Origin of the sequence: Streptomyces sp. NPDC002884 (assembly GCF_040295245.1) — a bacterium.
Classification (GTDB): Bacteria; Actinomycetota; Actinomycetes; order Streptomycetales; family Streptomycetaceae; genus Streptomyces.
On the sequence record NZ_JBEOVB010000031.1, the window covers coordinates 1 to 20,399 of the forward strand.

The window sequence follows — 20,399 nt, forward strand, 5'->3', positions numbered from 1 at the left end:
CTGCCCGACACGGTGGTCATCCGGACCATGTCCCCACGCGCATGGCTCAAGGCGCACCAGCGCCGCAGCGCACAACTGCTGCGGGCCGAAGCCCGTGAGCTGCACGCACCTCGACGCCGCAAGCGCCAAGCGAAGGTCCAGCACTACCTCCAATGCAACGCCCGGCACCGGGCCTGGCGTCTGATCGGCGCTCAGGTCGTCGACTTCCACCCCGGCCAGATCGAGCTCGTGATCCTGCCCCAGTCCATGCACGAAGCCGGCCGGCTCAACAACCCGGCCGTGCTCACCAAGGTCATCTGCCACGAGCTGACCCACGTCGCCCAGCACGCCACGGACAACGGTGCGATGTGGCGGCTACAGGACAGCTACTACCCGGAGCTGCGGGGCACAGCCGACCGCGACTACGCCTTCCTCGTGGAAGGACACGCCTACTGGGCCGACCGGCAGATCACGACGAAACTCCTCGGCGCCCCGGTGTCGCTGAAGGACATCAGCCCGCACGCCACCCACCGCTACAAAGACCTGGCCGAAAACCCTCACCGCGCCGAGACGCTGGAGTACTTCACCAAGGCCGTCGACAGCGTGGAAGAGATCGTCACCACCCACGGCCTCGACGCCTTCAACCAGGTCTGGCACCGCCCCGACCTCGTCCCCACCCGCGATGAGGCCAGCACACCCATCGGGTGGATACGCCGATTCAGATGACGGGACCTGCCCTCCCCTGACGTCCCGCCCCAGGCACCCCCATGCCGAGCAGCGCGGGGCACCCGCCCGGCGCGGGGACGACGGCTCGACGCGCCCTCCCCTCTGTGAGCGCGCCGCAGCCGCCCCCGCGCCGGGTGGCCACCACCGACAGATATCCGCGACGCAGACCAAGGACCACAACGGTGCGGCCCGACCATCCCGCCTTCCTCCTTCCTGGCGCAGCACCCCAGCCCCCTCGTTCCCCGGACCGGACGGTGGTCCAGGGAACGGGGGCCAGTCCCAGCCCGGCGCCGTCCGCCCGTGCGGTCTCGCCGCGCAGGGCTGGGATCTCAAGTGATCACGCTGCTTCCGCCAACCAAGAGGGTGCTTCGCCCGCACCGCTGGCCTTCGACAGCATCGAAATCACCTCTCCACGAGCCCAGCGCCCCACGACGCACGGGCGCCGAAGAGGAGACGGGACGTGAACAACGTCGCTGCCGTTGCCCATGACGGCCTCCAGGCTGCTCCTGTCTCCGCGCAGGAGTTGCGCAACGAGTTGGTGCAACGGCTCATCGAGAAAGGAGTCGTCCGTAACTCGCGCGTTGTGGTCGCCTTCCGCACAGTGCCCCGTCCTTGGTCGCGTCCGCCGTGGAGATGGTCCAGAGCTACGACGCCGAGTCCGCGCTGATCACCAAGCCCGACGAGAGCGGCGTGGACATCAGCGCGCTATCGGCGCCTCGCATCCAAGCCATGCAACTCGTGCAGGCCGAGATTCCAGTCGGGGATGAACAGCAGGCTTCCCGTCCCGCTCAGGGACGGGCAGGCGGAGCCCGGGGCGAGACCCCTGGGGCCCGTGGTGTCACCGGTACGGGCAGTCGGCCCGCGCCGTCCGAGAACAACGAAGGAGAAGCCCATGGAGCAGTCCAAGTCCGGCGCCGCCGCCGTGTCCGCGGAGGAGCCGGAGGAGATCAGCGCGGCTGTCGTGGTTGCGGTCGACGTCGAGGACGAGGAGTAGTCCTCTCTCATGTCCTGACCTGGGCGCCCCTCCTCTGCTCAGCGGCCCTGTCCGTGGCCCGCGGGAGGGGCGCCCCCCGCTTCGTCTTCTAGGGAGGTTGCAGTGATCCATGTGTTCGTCGGACCGACGCTTACCCGGTCCGAGCCCCAGCTCGCCGCGCCGGGAGTGCAGGTGTGGCCGCCGGTTGGACATGGAGGTCTCTTCGACGCCGCGATCCGCAGCGGTGACACGGCAGTGATCATTGATGGGGTGTACCACCAGGCGCCGGCGCTGCGCCACAAGGAGATTCTGGCCGCGGTAGGCCGGGGAGTCCGCGTGGTCGGGGCTGCGAGCATCGGTGCTCTGCGGGCGGCCGAACTGGCGGATTTCGGGATGCTCGGTGTCGGCCGCGTCTACGCCGCCTACGTCCGTGGGGAGATCGACGGTGACGACGAGGTGGCGGTCGGTCAGGCCCCGGACGGGGAGTTCGCTGCGCTGACGTGGCCGGTGGTCAATCTCCGGTCTGTCCTTCAACTAGCCCGGTCTGCCGGGGTCCTCGGCATCGCGCGGGCCGACCGGCTGCTGGCGGCCTTGCGCGCGATCTATTACCCGCAGCGCACATGGGCCGCTGTCCGGGCCGTGTGCCGCCGCCAGGGTGAGAGTGAGTTTGCCGACTGGCTGGCCCGGCAGCGGATGCAGGACGAACACTTCGGCGACGTCAAACGCGCCGACGCCTTGGCAGCGATCAGCGCCGCACTCGATGACGGCCCGGTGCAACAGGCCGCCGCCGCGCTCACACCCGCGCTGTGGGAGACCACGTACTTCCGGCGATGGTCCAACGCCTTCGCCCGCACTCTCGTGGACGGGTTGGAGCTGTCCACGGAGGACCGCCTCGTCTACCAGCAGGTGTTCGACCCGGAGTTCCGCACCACCTGGACCGCTTACCTCGAGCACCGCTCCCTCCGCCCCACCGGCGGCAGGCCGGGGTTGCCGGTTGCGGAGCGGCTGGCGCGGGCCACCGGCAGTGGCCTGCCCGCCGACCGCGTCTTCCACCCCGCGGTCGACCTCAGAGACGAGGAAACCGTGTCCCTGCTGCTGGCTGGCGAGACCGATCTGGACCGTCAGGCGGTCGCGCAGTATGCCGACGCCCTCGCACGGGCCCGCGCCAGCCGTCCCGGATTCCAGACCGCGGCGGTACCCGACGACCTCGCCCGCCACCTCCTGCTGCAGGTGTGGCAGTGCCCTGAGGAGGAGTTCGATGCGGAAGCGTCCGCGCGTGGGCTGGTCTGCGCAGCGCGTGCCGTCACCGAGACCAAACGGCTCGTGCCCGGGCTGCTTCAGGAAAAGGTTGAGATAACCGATGGGACGGAGGCGGCCGGTGTTACGCGGTGACGGCCTGGTGGCGCTGCCGGGCACGGTACGGGCTCGCGCGCCGGAGGAGACGTGGGAGGCGGTGGCAGGTGTGTTGCCGGAGTTCGGCATCACTCGGGTCGCGGACCTGAGCGGCCTGGACTGCATCGGACTGCCGGTGTGGACGGCAATCCGGCCCGCTTCGCGGACCCTGAGCACGTCTCAGGGCAAGGGCGCCACGGCCTTGCTGGCGAAGCTGTCGGCGGTGATGGAGGCGATCGAGCTGTGGCACGTCGAGCAACCGCTGCCTGTCGCGGCGTACGGGCCGGCCATCGACGTCGCCCCTGACAGCCCGGTTGCCGCGCTGCCGCTGACCATCCCCTGCCCCGAGGACCTCCTGACGCAGATGGTGTGGGAATGGACCCCTGGCACCGCCCTGCTCAGCGGAGAGAAGGTGCTGATGCCGGTGGATGTGGTCCGGCGCCGGGCGCAGCGACCGCAGTGGAGCCCTGATCTGCTGCGAGCGACCAGCACCGGCCTGGCGTGCGGCAACACCCGCGACGAAGCTCTACTGCACGCCTTGTTCGAGGTGGTGGAACGCGATGTGCTGTACCGGGACGGGCAGGCGGGTGGGCAGCGGCGCACCCTGATCGCGCCTGGCACGGTCGCCGACTCCCATAGCCAAGAGGTGATGGGCCGGATCCTGACGGCGGGCATGGCGCTGGAGATCGCGCTGGTGGACGGCCCGTACGGGCTGCCGGTGTGTGTCGCCTATCTATGGTCGGAGGACTACCCCGTGGTCTTCGCCGGCGGCGGCTGTCACCGCAGCCCTGCGATCGCGCTGAGCCGGGCTCTGACCGAGGCCGCGCAATCCCGGCTGACCGCCATCGCCGGTACCCGTGACGACCTGTCCAGTGAGCCCGGCAGCTTCGGCACCCCGCTCTACCGTCCGGCTAGGACCGCGGGACTGGCATCGTGGCCGGACGCCACCAGCCACTTCACCGGGTCCGATGAGGGTTTCACCCACGAGGTGGGGGACGTAGCCCGGCGGATCATGCACGTCACCGGACACGAGCCGGTCGCCCTGGACCTCTCCGCACCGGACAGTCCTGTTCATGCTGTGCACACCGTCTGCCCAGGCACCCGCTCGCGGATCAGGAGGTCGATGCCCCGATGAACGCCACGACCACAGCGGTGCCCGGCGCGCCGCCAGCTCCCGGCGCAGGCCTCGCCGCCCAGTACGACGCCTTCCACCGCGCCCGCGCCCGCAGTGACCTGGTCGCCCGCCTGTACGCCGAGGCGATGGGAGCCGAGTACCCGACGGAGGTTGGCGCCTCGAGCTCCTGCGACTGGTCCCTGCTGGGTCTGATGACCGCACGGCTACAGATCCCCTCCGGCCGACTCCTCATGGACGCGGGCTGCGGCACCGGTGGCATCGGCCTGTGGCTGGCCCGCGCACTGTCCCTGCGCCTGGTGGGCTTCGACCTGTCCGCCGTTGCCGTCGCCCAGGCCGCCGCCCGCCGCCCCCGCTTCGGCCTGCCCGCAGAGCGGGCCGCCTTCCGCGTCGCCGCGCTGGAGGACACCGGCCTGCCCGACTCGGGCGTCCACGGGATCGTGTGCGTGGACGCCCTCGGGCTCGCTGGTGGCCGGGGCGCGGCGCTGCGCGAATTCGGCCGCGTCCTGGTGCCGGGCGGACGGCTCGTGATGACGTGGTCACTGCGCCGCAGCGCGGAACCGGCCTGGCAGGAGCTGGCGAGCGCCGCCGGCCTCACGGTCGAGTACGTGGACGAGCGTCCCGCCGAACCCGCGGCATGGGCAAGGCTCTACCAGCTCTGGATCTCCCACGCCGATGCATTGCAGTGCGAGCTGGGCGAGGACCAGGCACACAACATGCTGCGCGAGGCACACCGCGTACTTCCCACACTTCCTGGCCGACGCGCGGTTCTGCTGACCTTACGACGCTCCGTGCCTGACCAGGCCGGGCCCGGTGCGGTCGATACGATGACCGGGCCCGGCCGTCGCCCCGATGAGAGGAATCCGCAGTGACCCAGCATCGTCAGGCCCGTGCTGCGGTGTTCTCGGCCGGGTCCTGGGGAACCGCCGCAGCAAAAATCCTGGCCGACGCCGGCACCAGCGTGGTCCTGCACGCCCGCCGTAGCGAAATCGCCGACGCGATCAACACCCGCCACCGCAACCCCGGCTACTTCCCGGACGTCGAACTGCCCGCTGCCCTGACCGCGACGACCGATCCGGCTGCCGCGCTGGACGGCGCGGACTTCATGGTGCTGTCCATCCCGGCGCAGACCCTGCGAGCGAACCTCGCCACGTGGGCGCCGCACATCGGACCCGAGACAGTGATCGTGTCCCTGATGAAGGGCATCGAGCAGGACAGCCACCTGCGGGCGAGCCAGATCATCACCGAGGTGGCCGGCGTCAGTACGCAGCGGGTCGCGGTGCTTTCGGGGCCGAACCTGGCCCGCGAGATCATGGAAGGCCAGCCCGCCGCAGCCACCGTCGCCTGCGCCGACGAGAACGCCGCCCACCGCTTCCAGCAGGCCTGCCACACCTCATACTTCCGCCCCTACACCAGCACCGATGTGACCGGCTGCGAGCTGGGCGGCGCGGTGAAGAACGTCATCGCCCTCGCGGTCGGCATCGCCTCCGGCATGGGACTGGGCGACAACTCCACGGCCATGCTCATCACCCGCGGGCTCGCGGAGACCACCCGGCTGGGGACCGCAATGGGCGCCCACCCAGCCACCCTCGCCGGCCTGTCCGGCCTGGGCGATCTGGTGGCCACCTGTTCCTCCCCGCTCTCACGCAACCGCACCTTCGGCACCCACCTCGGCCGGGGCCTGAGCGTCGAAGAAGCAACCGCCGTCACCCGGCAGACCACCGAAGGCGTCAAATCCGCCCAAGCAATCCTCGCCCTGGCCCAGGCCCACGACGTCGAAATGCCGATCACACAAGTGATCTCCGACCTGCTGCACGCAAAGGTCACCCTCAACGAGGCCGCGGCCACGCTGATGCAGCGGCCCCCCAAGCCCGAGCACTGACGCCCGCAGCCCCACGACACGGGGCCGCCCTTCTTCACCTTCGCCCTCCCCACCGGAGGTTCCCACCCATGCACACATCCGTGCTGTCCGCCCTACAGATCGCCGTCACCGTCACCCTGACGGGGTGGATGATCACCGGCTTCACCCCCCTGCCCGGCCGCTGGCTGCGCTGGAAGATGTTCTGCCGGGCCACATTCACGATCATCACGCTCACCGGCACGACCAAGGACGGACGCGCCGAGCCCGTGAACGTCTACCTCCACCTCTCCCCCGGCTCCTTCATTCTTGGCCCGCCCCAGCTCCAGACGATCCTCAACCACCTCACCGCAAACGGCCGGTACGACCGGATCGACGGCCACGGCCGCGTCCTGTCCGCTCACGGTGAGCACACCGTGGAAGTGAGGGCCGGCCGTGTGGTTCTTTGACACTGTCGCTTCCGGCTTCCAACACCCGACCAACCCCGGACACGTCCAGTGGTTCCGGATCATCTTCGCCACGGTGCTCACTCTGCGCTTCGTCCTCGCCTTCGGCCAGGGCGGCTGGGACCGCCTCACCCCCGGCTCACTCAGCGCGGCTCTCGCCGAAGAACGCCTCGGTCCCACCCGCGCCCGCCTCCTGACCACCATCTACCGGCCCGCACTGATCATCCGCACCTGTGCCGCCCTCGCCCTGGCACTCGGCCCCGCACCCCGCCCCGCCCTGATCGTGACCCTGGCCGGTGCCGCTATGGAACTGCTGTACCTCAAGAGCCCCAACGCCGTCCGCTACACCCTGCTGACCGGGAGCAGCCTTCTCCTCGCCCAAGACCTCGGCCATGGTCCCTTGGCCGAGCACGGATCCAGCACAGCGAACACGTGGGCCCAGTGCCTCCTTGTGCTGATCACCACCGACGTCTACTGGAACAGCGCCTGGCAGAAACTCCGCAGCCCCCAGTTCCGCAGCGGCCTCTACCTCGCCCAGTGGATCCACACCTACGCCCAGATCAGGAACCAGCTCCCCTACCGGCGCCAGTACGCCGTCCCCGGCTTCGTCTATCGCAATGCGGGCAACCTCACCACCCGCGACGTCCGTCTCTGGCGCGTCGTGGCGGCCATCGTCATCACGATGGAGATCGCGCTGCCACCCACACTGCTCATCCCACAGACGATGCCGTATGCGGCCGTCGCCGGCATCACCATGCACGCCGCCTTCACCTGCCTCAAGCCCCGCCAGCTCGTCACCTTCTCCGGCCTCACCCTCGGCACCTACGTCGCCTTTGCCATCTGACCGTTGTCGCCGCGGCCGACCCCTGAAGGGGTCATTCCCCTGCCCTTCTGGAACAGGCCCTGCGGGACGCTACGTCGGTCTCCGCCGAAGTCTGGGAACGCCTCTGCATCGGCCGAGCCAATCCAACTGAGCAGACTTGGTCGCCGTCATGTCGCTGATGCCGCAGGTCAGTCTTCACCGGCAGCTGATCCGAACCGGTCAAGGTGATGCCCTCTACGGCTTGTTGCTCACAGTGTCGGCGTTTCGGCCATTTCCGGACCGGAGCCGATCCAAGCCAGACCAGGGATCCCGCGCCCGCGAAGTTCCCCCGCCCAGAAAATAGGCGGCTCCCCAGCACGATCGAATGACGTGTGTCCACCTGGCACGTCCTGGCCAGTCACTGTGAGCAGGAGAGCGCCATCACCTGCCTGGTCAGGGAGGCGTGAAACAGGCTGGTCAGCGTGGTGGTGACGTGGCGAAGCCCCTCGTCGTTGGTGTGGTGATCTCACGCCGACGGCCGGGGGGCTTCGTTGGTTCCGTATCCTTCCATGCTCGACGTCCCGTACGAGCTGGTCGAGCATGTCTCCTGGCTCGTCTACACCCGAAGGCGTGAACTTCGCTCACCATGGCGGAAGTTGAGCTGCTTCAAGCAGGCTCTGCTGACCCTGGCCCATCTGCGGAAGAACGAGACGTTCGCACAGGTCGGCGCCGGGTTCGGGGTGTCGGAGGCGACGGCCTGGCGCTACGTCGACGAGACGCTTGAGGTTCTGGCCGCCTGGGCGCCGGGCCTGCACGAGGCCCTGGTCGGGCTGGGCGAGGGGGACTTCGTCATCGTCGACGGGACGCTCATCCCGACCGACCGCATCAAGGCGGATGAGCCCTACTACTCACAGAAGCACCGCAAGCACGGCATGAACGTGCAGGTCATCGCGGCCCCGGACGGCACACCGCTGTGGTTCTCACGCGCGACACCGGGACGTACCCATGACCTCACCGCGGCCCGCGCCCACGGCATCATCCAAGCGTGCCTGACCCGACAGATCCTCGTCCTCGCGGACCGGGCCTACCAGGGTGCCGGCGCCACTGTCCGCACTCCCTATTACCGCCACAACGAACAGCCCGAGCACTACCAGGAGTTCAACCGCGATCACGCCCTGCTGCGGGCTCCCGGCGAACGCGCCTTCGCGCAGCTGAAGTCCTGGCGACTCTTACGGCGAGCCCGATGTTCCACCCGGCGTATCGGCACCGTCGTCCAAGCCATCCACACACTCTTGACCTGCGACTATTCAGGATGAAAGAGGTTCACTGATGGCGCCCGTTCCATAGCGGGCTATGAATTCTTTGTAGTCGCTGGGGAACTGTGTTCCCCAACTCTGCTCCAACAGGCCCCAGTCAACTGGGTCCCCGGTACCTGGGTGAGGCGGCATCAAGCGGGCGAGAAGATCGATGTGCTGCGTAATCTCGCGGCTCCGGGGATCTTAGGGCAACGAACCAGCTACGCCTGCCTGGCTGCCAATGCCAAAGGTGGGAGCCAGGCGGTCACATTCCACGGGGCGGCCCATAACGCACCTCCGGACGTTCGTTAGAGTCGACGGGCAGGTCTCTCAGCGCCACAGGTCCGGGATAGAAAGCACTGCTACTCGGACCTGCCACGTCCTCGCCGATCAGCCATCGATACAACCACTCACTGAACGTCATCGAGTACTCGAAGAACTCGCCCTCACCGTCTTCAACGAAGATGGACCCCTTCCCTCGCATTCCTCGAGGTGCATAGAAAAGAGTCTCTCCTCGGTCAGTGGAAGCGATCGGAATTAGCCCATCTGGAGTGCCGAATGCCAGTTCGGCTGTACCGAGTGAGATTCTCGGGTCTCCTTCAGGCTCCCCCTCGTCCCATTCGATCTGAGACCAGGCTTCAGCTGTACTAAAAATCCACTCACCCAAATTCCACCGTTCGGTCGCTGGATGCTTAAGTGAAAGGTGACCGTTTAGCAGAACAGGCGCGTAACCTTCGATGATTTCCTTGTAGTCCCCTGGAAGATTTACGCGAAGCTCACCCTCAAGATCGCGCCATGCTAGCGAGTTACGGTCCCGCACCTTCGGTCCACCGAGCATATCCAGCACGCGCGCGAGATAATTCTCCTGCATTCAGTCACACCCTCGGACAATCTACACTGCCACGCGTAGTGCCGCCAGTAGGCGATTGCGTTATCACGCAATGCTTCATTTTTCCGCCTTCTACGGTTCCGTAGTTGTACTCGATTTCAGTGGGAATTCCACTGCCACTGTTCCCATAGTGTGGAATCACGGAGATCGCCAGGCGCTTACCGGACTTGATTGCATTTCTGATCTCCTTCTCAACACCGTAGTTGAGGTATGGAGTGTTCGTCTTCTCGTACTCCGCCACCAAGTTACGTAGGTCGATTCCAGAACCCGATGCTGCCGCAGGGATGAGGTGTCCATTCGCGGGGTCGTAGCCTTCAGAACGGATCTCGTTCATACCGGGAGGCTGCGTGGAACTGTTGGTGTTGGTCCCCGGAGCGAGCCGGCCCTTGTTGTAGTCGCTGCCGTCGAGGAGACCGTACACGCCCGTCGCGCGGCACTCGTAGCGCTCTTCGAAAGTGTCGTAGTACCGCTCACGAGGCAAGTACACGGCGTGGCCCGTCGGGCTCACTCCGGGGCCCGCATCGCACTTGTTATCTACGCGTTCACGACCGCCGTTCTTCCCTCCTGCTTTGTTGACAGGGACAGGCACCAGTACGCGAACGTCATCCGGCTCATACTCGCCATCGCTCAACAGCCCAAGCATGTCAGTAGCTTCGAGAACGGCATCCCAGCCCTTACTCGCGTCCCAGTTACCGATGGTGGGATCCCAGTCAGCCTTGGGCTTGCCCCGCGCCGGAGCCGCCGTCGGGTTCGGACCGTTGTTGGGGTTCTGGTCGATCGGTGGTGCCGGCGGGATGATCACGCAGCCGTTCCGGCAATTGCCGCTGCCCGCGCCGCCCGTGCCGTGACCGCCGCCCCTGCCGCCGCCCGTGCCGGTACCGGTGCCCGGCCCACGGCCGTGTTCGTATCCAGTGTCGACGAGGCCGGAATAGCCGGCAGGCTGGCTCGCGGTTCCGCCGTTCCGCGGAGTGGCCCGGGGTTGGAAGATGGTGATAGTGGGGCGGTCCAGGAAGCGCTCGATCGCTTTGCCCGCGAGGTATCCCATCGGACTTCGTTTCCTGAGCATCCGATATGTGGAGAGGGCGCCATAGTACCGGTTCCCCCCGGAGTTGGTGCCGTGCCACGCTGGGCGTGAGGTTGCCGTTCCTCTGGTGGCGAATCTGGTCTCGTGCCCAAGAGGGTCGATGGAGTTGAGGGGGGCGGCGTTGGCGTAGGTGTATCGGTTGCTCTGGACGGATGGCATCGGGTCCAGTTGCCATGTGTCCCGTGATCCGAAGGATCCCGTTTCCGGCTGGTACCAGCGTGCCGCCATGTTGACCTCGCCGCTCACCGGGTCGGTCCAGCCGGACTGGTAGCCGACGGCCGGGGTGGAGCCGTTGGTCGCCGTTTCCTTGCCGAAGGGATCGTAAGACGTCGAGCCGGTCACCGACGTACCGTTCGTCGCAAGGCCGGCGATCAGGTCGGTGTGTTGATCGGTGAGAGCCCACTGCTTGGTCGCGCCCGTGGAGAGAGAAAGCAGGGCGCCCTCGGGCGCGCGGTTGTAGTCAGTTGTGCCGTCGCTGGCGAGGTTGTTGGAGCCTCCGTCGTAGGTGAAGGTCGTCGAGCCTCGGGTCTGGACGCGGTCCATAGAGTCGTATGCGTACGTTGCGCCGCCGTCGGTGATCTTGCGTTCGAAGGCGTCGAAGGTCAGGGAACGGGCCGTACCACCACCAGTGCTGGTCGAGGACAGGGTGCCGCGTGCGGTGTACGTGTAGGTCGTCGTGCCGTCCGTCAGCTGGCGGTTGCGGGCATCGAAGGTCGCCATCGTAGAGCCGGCCTTAGTGCGGTTGCCCACCGCGTCCCACTCGTACGACGTGGTTGCCGTGGCGTCCTTCGTCCAAGACGTCATGCGGTTCGCGTAGTCGTAGGTATAGGTGTTGCTGCCCGCGGCAGCCGTGCCCGTGGTCTTCTTTGACGTCAGGTTGTCGTCCAGGTCATAGCCGTACGTCGTGGAGGCCACGCTCGTCGTACCGTCCGCCGACGTGACGGCGTCGGTGTTCAGGCGGCCCAGCTCGTCGTAGCCGTAAGTGCGCTTGGCGGTGACTGTGTACGGCGCTGTGCCTGTCGGGCTGGTGGCGTACTGCTCCAGGCTGGGGCGGCCTGCCGCGTCGAAGTCGTACAGGACGTTGTTGCCGGTGATCGAGTCCTGGACGGTGTCGATGCGGCCGGCGGCGTCGTAGGTGTAGTCGGTGGTGCCTGCCGTGGTGGTGCGTTGCGTCATGCTGCCGTCGGCGTTGTAGGCGTACGCGGAGGTGCCGCCCGGGCCTGCGGCGGTAAGCAGCGCTCCCTGGTCGTTGTAGGTGTAGGTGTTGCGGGTCAGGCCGTCCGCAGTAGCGATCGAGGTCAGGCGGCCGGTCAGGTCGTATCCGAGGGTGCGGGTGACGGTCGTAGCCTCGGCACCTGTGCCCGTCTCTCTCGTCAGGCGGCCGAGGCCGTCATAAGTGCGCTCACGCTTCACTCCGCCCGGCAGGAGTTCGGTTACCGCTTGGCCGGCCTTGTCGTAGACGGTCGTCCAGGTGCGGTCTACCGCATTCGGGTGTGCGGTCGTGGACGGCTCGATCGTCGACTCGGGCAGGCCCAGGCTGTTGAAGGTGTAGACGGTCTTGTTGCCGCGGCCGTCCGTCAGTCGGGTGAGGTTGCCTGCGGCGTCGTAGCCGAGTGTCGTCGTGATCGATGTGGTGGCGGTGACCGGTTCGGTCTGGGTCGTTGTGCGGCCCAGTGCGTCGTACACGTACGTCGATCGGGCTTTGCTCCCGGCGGGGATCGCCGCCGTACGGTTGCCTTCGGCGTCGTACTCGGCGACCGCCGTACGCAGGGCGGTCGTGCCGGTGCCGTAGTCGGTACTGGCCGTGATGTCACCAAGGGCGTCGTAGGCCGTGGTCGTGCGGCGGTTGGTCGCGTCCGTGGTCTCCGTCTGGCGGCCCAGGCCGTCGTAGTCGAACTTGGTGATGCCGGCTGGGTCGGTCAGCGTTTTCGGCTCGCCGGCCGCGTTGTAGGTACTCGTCGTGCTGATGCCCGCCGGTGTGATCGACGCGGTCTGGTTGCCTGCGTCGTTCCACGTGAAGCGGCTGACCAGGTTGGCGCTGGTCGGGTAACGCTCGATGGTAGTTGCCGTCAGTTGGCGGCCTAGTTCGTCGTAGGTGGCTTCGGTGCGTGCGCCCATCGGGTCGGTGACCGAGAGCTGGAGGCCGGTGGGGGTCCAGGTGGTGCGGGTGACTCCGCCGCCGTCCGCACTCTCGGGGTTGAGCAGGTCTGAGTCGGTTTCCGCCGCGACAGCTGTGGCGGCGTCGGCGGCCGGGTCTGTCTGGGCGGTCAGCTGCCCGAGCTGGTCGTAGGCGTAGCGCGTGACGCGGCCCAGGGGGTCCGTCGCCGTCTGCGGCTGACCGAGCGCCGTGTAGGTGGTATGCGCGGTCGCCGTCAGGGCAGTAGTGGCGCCGGGCGGGGTGTAGTCGGGCAGGGCGACGGCGGTGGTGCGGCCGAGGCGGTCGACCTCGGTGCGGGTCACCTTGCCGCGGGCGTCCCGCGCGGCGGTGGCCTCACCGAAGGTGTTGTACCCGGTGAGCGTGGTCGGCTTTGCCGTGGTGGCTGCTGCGCCGTTCTCCTCGGTCTGAACGGCCGGGGAGGTCTGCTGCACTGGGCGGCCCAGCGCGTCGTAGCGGTAGGTGGTGGTGTACGCGGCGGGATCGGCTCCGGTGACGTTGCCGCGCGGGCTGACCGACGTCAGCGGCAGGCCGCGGTCGTCGTAGGTGCTGGTGGTGATGTGGGTGGTGGTGCCGTCGGTGACCGTCTGCTTGGTGACGTTGCCCGCCGGGTCGTACTCGGAGGTCGTGGTGAGCTTCTTGGTCCCAGCGATCGTCTGCGTCTGTTCCTTGACGCGGTCGTCGCCGTCGTAGGTGTAGGTGGCGGTGCGGTTCAGGCCGGCCGGGTCGAGCACACTCGTCTGCGTGCGGCCCAGCGCGTCGACCGTGAAGGTCTGGGTGGTCGTGCCGCCGCCGGTGACCTGCTTGGTGAGGTTGCCCGCCGGGTCGTAGGTGTCGGACTCCAGCACGATGTCGTGGCGGGTGCCGTCGGCTTGGGTGACCTGCTTGGCGGTGGTGGTGGCCGCGAGGCCGTCGTCGTAATAGGTGTAGGCGGTCGTGGCGCCCATCGCGTCCGTGGCGGACGCCAGGCGGCCGACCGGATCGTAGGCGTTCGAGATCACCGTCAGGTCGCGAGTGCTCCCGGAGGGGTCGCCCGTCCAGTCGTCCAGGATCGTGGTGGCGTGCTGACCGCGGGCGGTGTAGGTGTACGTGAAGTGGGTGCCCGCGGCGTCGGTCATGCCGACGGCCCGGCCCAGTTCGTCGTGTTCGTACTGGGTGGTGTTCTGCTCGGCATCGGTGGCGCTGTCGTTGAGGCCGTGGGTGTCGTAGTGGTAGGTGACAGCACGTTCCGGGTCGCCGCCGGTGGTGTCCTTCGTCGACTCCGACAGCAGGTTGCCGTCTTCGTCGTAGGCGCGGCTGGTCACGGCCGTGTGAGTGACCTGGGTGATCTCATTCTGTATGCCGGCGCCGGTCTCGGTGATGACGTGCGAGGCCGCGTCGTAGGTGTAGGTGGTGCTCACGCCGGCCGGGAAGGTGTCGGAGACCTGCTTCTCGGCGGTCTTCCTGCCGAAGCCGTCGTACGTGTACGACGTCACCAGCCCTGAGGGCGAGGTGACTTCGGCCAGATCTCCGTTCGTGTAGTAGCGGTACGACGTCTTCGCGCCGCCCGGCGTCGTCTGCGTGAGCACCAGGCCGGCCGGGACCGTGCCGCCGCCGACCGCCGTCTCGGTGCCGACGGTGTAGGTCGTCGTCGCGGCCGAGGAGTCGGGGCGGGTCACCGTGGTGGGCAGGCCGAGCGTGCTGTAGGCGTACTGGGTGCGGTAGCGGGTGTCCTTGTAGTCGGTCGAGCGCTGGTCGCTGAGGGTGAGCGGTTTGTCGTTGCGCGGGTCGAGCGGGTCGCTGGCGTTGAGGTAGTAGGAGGAGAAGCTCGTCCAGCACGAGTCTGCGTCCCGGCAGGTCGTGCTCGAGACGACGTTGCCGCGCGCGTCGTGGCCGGTGACGGTGGCGTGGCCGTTGGGGTCGGTGACGGTGTGGAGGTTGCCGGCCGTGTCGTAGGCGTACGAGGTGAGCGCGCCGGTGGCGTCCTTCGCCGCGAGGACCCGCTGGCCACGCAGGGCGTCGTAGCTGGTGGTGCTGGTGTGCTGCTGCGGGTCGGTGACCTTCACGGTGGAGGTCAGGCCCGAGTCTGCGGCCTCGGCCTGGGCGCGGTAGTGGGCGGAGACCTGGTCGGCCGTCAGGGTGCCCCGGTAGAGGGCGGCTTCGTCGAGCTGGCCGTTGAAGTAGTAAGTGGCGGCGGGCTGATCCATCCAACCGCCGTTGGCGTAGCCGCCGCCGAGGTAGGCGTAGGTGCGGCTCTGGTCGGCGACCGCGCCAGTGATCGAGCCCAGCTTCACACCGTCCAGGTAGAGGCTCTGGGTGGTGCTCGCTGCCGTCAGGACGACGTGGTGCCACGCGCCGTCGGTGACTGCGCTGGGCGAGGTGACGGGCGCGGGGAACACTCCACCGGTCAGATAGAACCTGCCGCGCAGTTTGCCGGCTCCATCGATGTTCAGCACCGGGAGAGCGGAGGTGGGGGTCTGACCGATGGTGGCGTTCTGGAAGGCGAGCAGGACGCCTGAAGCGGTGGTGGTGCGGAACCACAGCTCTGCGGACATGTCCGCGGTGCCCGCCAGGGTCGAGGCGGGCAGTTGCACGGTGCCGCCGCCGCTGAGTTTCACGGCCCGGTCGTCGCCCGCGCCGAACACGCCGCTCTGGTCGAGCTGCGAGGTGGCGCCGGTGTCCGGGCGGAAGGTGGCGTTCATGCCGGGGCCGCCGACCTCGCTGCCCAGGGCGGTGCCTTCGTCTTCGCCGAGGCGCCAGTAGGCGGCCGGGGCGTCGGCGAGTGTGACACCGTCGTACTGGTCGCCGCGCCCGGCGACGAGGCTGCGGCGGGCCTGGATGTGCTGGTTGGGGGCGTCCGTCTGGCCCGCTGCCACGGGGACGTACTTCCACACGCCCGAGGTCTGGGTGAAGGTCACCAGCGGCTTGTCGTAGAAGGCGACTTCGTCGATCTGGCCGGTGAAGTTGCGGTAGCCCGAGGCCTGCCCGTCCCAGCCGCTCGAGGAGTAGCCGCCGCCGACGAAGACGTGGGCGTAGCGGTCCGCTGGTACGCCGGTGGCTGTGGTGGTCTGGAGGGCGCCGTCCACGAACAGGGCCTGCATGCCGGCGTTGCCGGTGAGCAGGACGTGGTGCCAGGTGTCGTCGGTGAGGATCTCTTTCGACAGCAGGCTGGTTCCGGTGCCCGAGAGACGGCCGCGGAGCTTGCCTGCGGAGTCGATCAGCAGCATGGGCCGCCAGCCGGTCGGGGTGTCGCCGAGGTCGGCGTCCTGGTTGCTGACCAGCACTCCCGGGCCGGTCGTCTTGAACCACAGCTCGAGCGACATGGCCGTGTTGGTGCCCAGCGACTCCGCCGGCATCTCGACCGCGCCGTCGCCGGTGAAGCTCGCCGCGGTGTCGTCGCCGTCGGCAAAGATGCCCGCGCTGCCGAGGTGTGTTCCGTCCAGGTAGCTGCCGGCCAGGTCCTCGCCCAGGGGGCTGGCGGCTTCGGCGCCGCCGCGCTCGCCCAGGCGCCAGTAGCCGGTCGGGTTGCTGCGCTGGATGGTGTCCGCGTAGGTGGAGGAGGAGGTTGAGTAGGTGGGCGCGGAGACCTTCCAGGTGCCGCCGTTGTCGTCGGTGTGCTCGGTGAGGCGGCCGCTGACGGTGTCGTAGGTCGCGGTGGCGTGCTGTCGGCCGGAGGGCAGCGTGACCTTGGTCAGCTGGCCGACGGAGGTGCGTGCGGCGTAGTGCTCGGCGATGGTCGCGGGGTCCAGGGTGTGGTCGTAGAAGGCGACTTCGTCCATCTGGCCCGTGAACGGGTACCAGGCGGCGGCCATGTCCATCCAGCCGCCGTTGGCGTAGCCAGCGCCGAGGAAGGCGTACTCGCGGGACTGTTCGGCGATGACGCCGCTGATCGATCCGAGTTTCACGCCGTCCAGGTAGAGGCTCTGGGTGTTGGCGGCGGCCGTGAGCACCGCGTGGTGCCATGCGCCGTCGGTGACCGCCTGCGGTGAGGTGATGGGGACCGCGGACGCGCCGCCGGAGAGGTAGAAGCGTCCGCGCAGCTTGCCCGCACCGTCGACGTTCAGAACGGGCAGCGCGGTGGTGGGCTTCTCCCCCACGTCGGCGTTCTGGAAGCTGACGAGCACACCGGCCGCCGTGGTGGTCTTGAACCACACCTCGATGGTCGGGAAGGCGGACGTCTTCAGCGTGTCCGCCGGCAGTTCGACGACCGAGTCGACGCCGTCGAAGCCCGCGGAAGTGTCCGCCGTGCCCCCGATCGCCGAGCTCGCGCCGAGCAGGGTGTCGCGGTGCACCGCGTCGTTCAGGCCGGTGCGCGAGACGGCCTCGCTGGCGGCCACGGAGCCCTCGGCCTCGCCGAGCCGCCAGTAGGACGTGGGAGCGGAGTCCAGCACGCCGCTGCGGTAAACCGAGCCGGTGGCGTACTCGTACATCGTGCACTTGGTCGTCGACGTCGGCGGGCACACCTTGGTGAGCTGATCACCGGTGTAGGTGTACGACCAGGCCAGTCCCGGTGTGTTGGCGTCGATGGCGCTGGTGGTGACGGTGGTGACGTGCTGGCCGGTCCAGCCGAACGACAGGGAGCGGCCCGACAGGTCGTCCGTCACCTTCTTCACCGGACCGGCGGTGGCGCTCTCGTGCGTGATGCTCTGGCTGCGGCCCGCGACGTCGCTGATCTTGGTGAGGACACCGCCGGCCAGGAAGCGGTAGGTGGCGCCGGAGCGTTCCCGCAGGATCCAGTCCGTGGACTGGCGGGCCAGGGTGAGCGAACCGCCGGAGGGGCCGGTGTAGGTGCCGTCGGCGTTCTTGCCGAACCTGGCCTGCGAGCCGTCGGACAGGGTGATGAGGACCGACGCGGTGGCCGGTTCCTCGCGCAGCTGCATGTCCCAGCGGGTGGACCAGCCGGTGCCGAACGCTCCGCCGCTGCGCGGGTCGAGGGAGTTGTAGGTGCGCGTCAGCGACAGCTCAGGGCCCACAGTGGTCAGTGCGGCATCGGTCGCCGCCGTGACGTAGTTGCCGTCACGCGTGCCGATCTCCTTGCCTTCGTCGGCGCCGCCGAGATGGCTGGTCACGGCAGGCTGCGCGACCTGCGTGGTCAGCAGCGCGGCACCGGGACGGGTGGAGGTGGCGGAGCCGTCGTACGCGTACCCGTACCAGGCGTACGTCTTGTCCCAGGACAGCCAGCCGGACGGCACCGCCCACTGCTGGCCGTCGCCGCGCGTGCCGGTCTTGCAGTTCTTGCGCAGGTTGCTGCCCTCGACCTCGCAGACCTCGAAGGAGTACTGCAGGGCCGCCTTCGGATAGCGGTCCGCGTCGGTGCCCTTGGCCCACAGCGTCGGGGTGAGGGTGTTCACGGTGATGCCGCTGCCGGGCGATTCCGCCGTGAGCTGCGGCGGGATGTTCACCGCGGAGAGCCTGACCGCGGCGCCCGGTACGCCGGCGGCGGTGAAGCGGCTGACGCCGACTTCCTCCATCGTCCACTGGACGGTGTAGGTGGCGGGGGTCAGCGGGGCGACCTTCGCGTCCAGGGTGATGGACTCGCCGGGCGAGATGGCCTGCGGCATCGCCGTCCAGCGGATCTTCGTGCTGTCGGTGATCTCCTTGCCCGCCGCGTCGAACAGGTTGTAGCGCAGCTTGTAGTTGCCGTTCGCGGGCCAGGTCGCCTGTCCCTGGTTGGTGACGGTGACCTTCTCGACGCCCTCGGTGGTGGCGGTGACCGGGGCGGTGAAGTCGCCGAGCGAGTAGGCGGCGCCGTACTTGGTCCAGGTGACGTCCAGGCTCGGCTTGCCGCCCGGGTAGTCGTCGGAGCCGAACTGCTTCCAGCTCTTGGAGTCGGTGGCCGACGCCTTCACGGCCAGGCCGTAGTTCTTCTTGCGGGCGTGCGTCCAGTCGTCGACCAGCTTGCGGCCGGCGGCGCCGAGTTTGATCGTCTCCCATGCGGCTCCGCAGGACCATGTCTCCGTGCCCGAGGGCCGCCAGCCGTGCGCGAAGCTCTTCGACGCCAGCGAGGCACCCGTCGAGGGCCCAGGCCACTTCGACGTGGTGGACTCGGCCCAGTTCGAGGTGATCGGGTGCACGGTCACCGGCCGGGCTGTGCACGACTGCGACCAGGTGTTGTACAGCGCGAGGTTGGCACTGACCACCCAGGCGTTCTTCAGGGTCGTCTCGAGCCCCGCGAAGCGCAGGAACGCCGACGCCTTGTGACTGCCGGCGTCGTAGGTGCCCACCTTCAGGACCGTGTCGGAGGCGAAGTTGGTGGTGTACGGGTACTCCACGTACGTGCCCGAGGTGGCGGCCACACTCTGCACCGACGGGTCGACACGTACGGGGAAGACCCGCTCAGGCGCGGACAGCCAGCCCTTGTCGAGCTTGACGACCAGAACCTGTCGACCGTCCTCCACAGTCAGGCTGTAGGTGACGCCGGAGGAGATCACGCCCTCGTTGGAGTCGGGTGCGAGGTTCGAGTCCTGCATCCAGCCGGCGGGGGTCCAGGCACGGACGGCGCCCTCAGCGTCGACGAACACCACATTGCCGTGGGCGTCGAGCTGCGCGGTAAGGCCTTGCAGTTCCAGCGGGAAGCGCCACTCGGCGGGCGCGTTGGCGTCCTTGAGGACCAGGGTCTCCTTGACCGAGTCGCTGCCCGCGATGAACTCCACGTCCGAGTTGGGGCGTGCGTTCTCGTAGGTGAGGGTGCTGTCCTCGGCTTGCCCTGCCACGGGGTGCGCGTCGTCCACGCCGTAGCCGACGGAGACACCCTCGTCGACCTGCATCCGCACCACCGGGTCGGCGTCGGCCGTTCCGCCGAACTCGATCTGCGCCTCGGTCGAACCGGTCTCCCAGCCCTCCTCACCCGCGCTCATCGTGCTGGGCCCCGACGAATCCTGGGGTACGAGAGTGGTGTCGATGGGCTTCCAGCTGCCGTCCTTGGCACGGAAGTTGACCGGCTCCGTGTAGAAGCGGGTGGTGTAGGTGCCGTCCGGATTGAGATAGGTGCGCTCACGCTCCGAGCGCTCTCCCGCCATCTCCTTGCTGCGCTTGGCGTCGAAGCCCTGCGCAGTGACGGCGCTGGGTGCCTCGACCTCGACGGCCTGTCCGGGCTCGGGCGTCCGGGCGGTGCTGGGCAACCGCGTGACGCCGTCGGCCTGTTCGGCCGGCAGTTCGCCACGCCCGGTGAGTGCCCCGTCGCGCCCGCCCTTCGCGGAGGCATCCGTGGCCTGCGCGGACGCGGTGTGACCGCGTCCCGCGGCGGAACCCCACCGCTGGTCGGGGGCTTCATCGGAACCGACGCCTGTGGACTGGCCCACAGCGAAAGCTACTTGGTCGGTCCCGGCCAGCACGGCCAGGACAAAAACAACAGCAAGAACCAGCGGACGTGCCGGACGCACGGAATCCCCCCACCCAAAAGATCACGAGTGGGCAATTCCTAAAGGATCTCCAAACAAATCACAAGACATCCACAAGATTTCACAAGGCTAAGTGAACATGATCACGCCACATTGCACGCAAAACACGCTGGTCAGAGACCTGTTGGTGCCACCATCCAGCTCGACACCTCCCGCGGGGCGCGGTACTGACCTGAGCCGTTTCACCAAGACCCCCGTTCAGCCGCAGCCGCAGATCGTTCGGCTCAGGATGTCGGCCCGCGCTGACCACCACACAGTTGCCGTCGTACACGTGGTGGTCTTGAGCTGA

General features: G+C 68.1%; 10 protein-coding genes. 8 read left to right on the forward strand and 2 right to left on the reverse strand.

The genetic code is table 11. The features are described 5' to 3' along the window. The 8 genes from ABT070_RS36905 to ABT070_RS36940 all read left to right on the forward strand — a co-directional run. Positions 1 to 705, forward strand: a 705-nt coding sequence (locus tag ABT070_RS36905; RefSeq protein ID WP_351767273.1) for a zinc-dependent metalloprotease, incomplete at its 5' end; no start/stop codon positions are given. A gap of 1,096 nt (positions 706 to 1,801) precedes the next feature. Then, the gene (locus ABT070_RS36910) at positions 1,802 to 3,070 is read left to right on the forward strand and encodes a TfuA-like protein (protein ID WP_351767274.1); all 1,269 of its coding nucleotides are present in this window, start codon (positions 1,802 to 1,804) and stop codon (positions 3,068 to 3,070) included. Further along, positions 3,039 to 4,205, forward strand: coding sequence for a YcaO-like family protein (locus ABT070_RS36915; RefSeq protein WP_351767275.1), 1,167 nt, complete (start codon positions 3,039 to 3,041; stop codon positions 4,203 to 4,205). Before ABT070_RS36910 ends, ABT070_RS36915 begins: the two co-directional genes overlap by 32 nt. Then, the gene (locus ABT070_RS36920; RefSeq protein ID WP_351767276.1) at positions 4,202 to 5,074 is read left to right on the forward strand and encodes a class I SAM-dependent methyltransferase; all 873 of its coding nucleotides are present in this window, start codon (positions 4,202 to 4,204) and stop codon (positions 5,072 to 5,074) included. Before ABT070_RS36915 ends, ABT070_RS36920 begins: the two co-directional genes overlap by 4 nt. After that, a complete protein-coding gene (locus ABT070_RS36925; protein ID WP_351767277.1) occupies positions 5,071 to 6,084 on the forward strand; it encodes an NAD(P)H-dependent glycerol-3-phosphate dehydrogenase in 1,014 nt (337 codons plus the stop codon). Before ABT070_RS36920 ends, ABT070_RS36925 begins: the two co-directional genes overlap by 4 nt. Before the next feature lie 68 nt (positions 6,085 to 6,152). Beyond that, positions 6,153 to 6,509: a hypothetical protein gene (locus ABT070_RS36930; protein ID WP_351767278.1), complete on the forward strand. Its 357-nt coding sequence runs from the start codon at positions 6,153 to 6,155 to the stop codon at positions 6,507 to 6,509. Next, positions 6,496 to 7,350, forward strand: a complete 855-nt coding sequence (locus tag ABT070_RS36935; protein ID WP_351767279.1) for a hypothetical protein — start codon at positions 6,496 to 6,498, stop codon at positions 7,348 to 7,350. Before ABT070_RS36930 ends, ABT070_RS36935 begins: the two co-directional genes overlap by 14 nt. A gap of 527 nt (positions 7,351 to 7,877) precedes the next feature. Further along, positions 7,878 to 8,624, forward strand: a complete 747-nt coding sequence (locus ABT070_RS36940; RefSeq protein WP_351767280.1) for a transposase family protein — start codon at positions 7,878 to 7,880, stop codon at positions 8,622 to 8,624. 244 nt (positions 8,625 to 8,868) lie between these two features. On the opposite strand, the gene ABT070_RS36945 is transcribed toward ABT070_RS36940, so the two are convergent. Then, positions 8,869 to 9,474, reverse strand: coding sequence for an SMI1/KNR4 family protein (locus ABT070_RS36945; protein ID WP_351767281.1), 606 nt, complete (start codon positions 9,472 to 9,474; stop codon positions 8,869 to 8,871). Between the two features lie 4 nt (positions 9,475 to 9,478). Next, on the reverse strand, positions 9,479 to 20,092 hold the full coding sequence (locus ABT070_RS36950; protein ID WP_451102102.1) for a LamG-like jellyroll fold domain-containing protein: 10,614 nt from the start codon (positions 20,090 to 20,092) through the stop codon (positions 9,479 to 9,481). Positions 20,093 to 20,399: the final 307 nt, after the last annotated feature.

What these genes read in the sequence shown, in the direction of transcription:
- ABT070_RS36915 (WP_351767275.1), top strand. Translation starts at nt 3,039, where the DNA reads ATGGGACGGAGGCGGCCGGTGTTACGCGGTGACGGCCTGGTGGCGCTG.
- ABT070_RS36940 (WP_351767280.1), top strand. Translation starts at nt 7,878, where the DNA reads ATGCTCGACGTCCCGTACGAGCTGGTCGAGCATGTCTCCTGGCTCGTC.
- ABT070_RS36930 (WP_351767278.1), top strand. Translation starts at nt 6,153, where the DNA reads ATGCACACATCCGTGCTGTCCGCCCTACAGATCGCCGTCACCGTCACC.
- ABT070_RS36945 (WP_351767281.1), bottom strand. Translation starts at nt 9,474, where the DNA reads ATGCAGGAGAATTATCTCGCGCGCGTGCTGGATATGCTCGGTGGACCG.
- ABT070_RS36920 (WP_351767276.1), top strand. Translation starts at nt 4,202, where the DNA reads ATGAACGCCACGACCACAGCGGTGCCCGGCGCGCCGCCAGCTCCCGGC.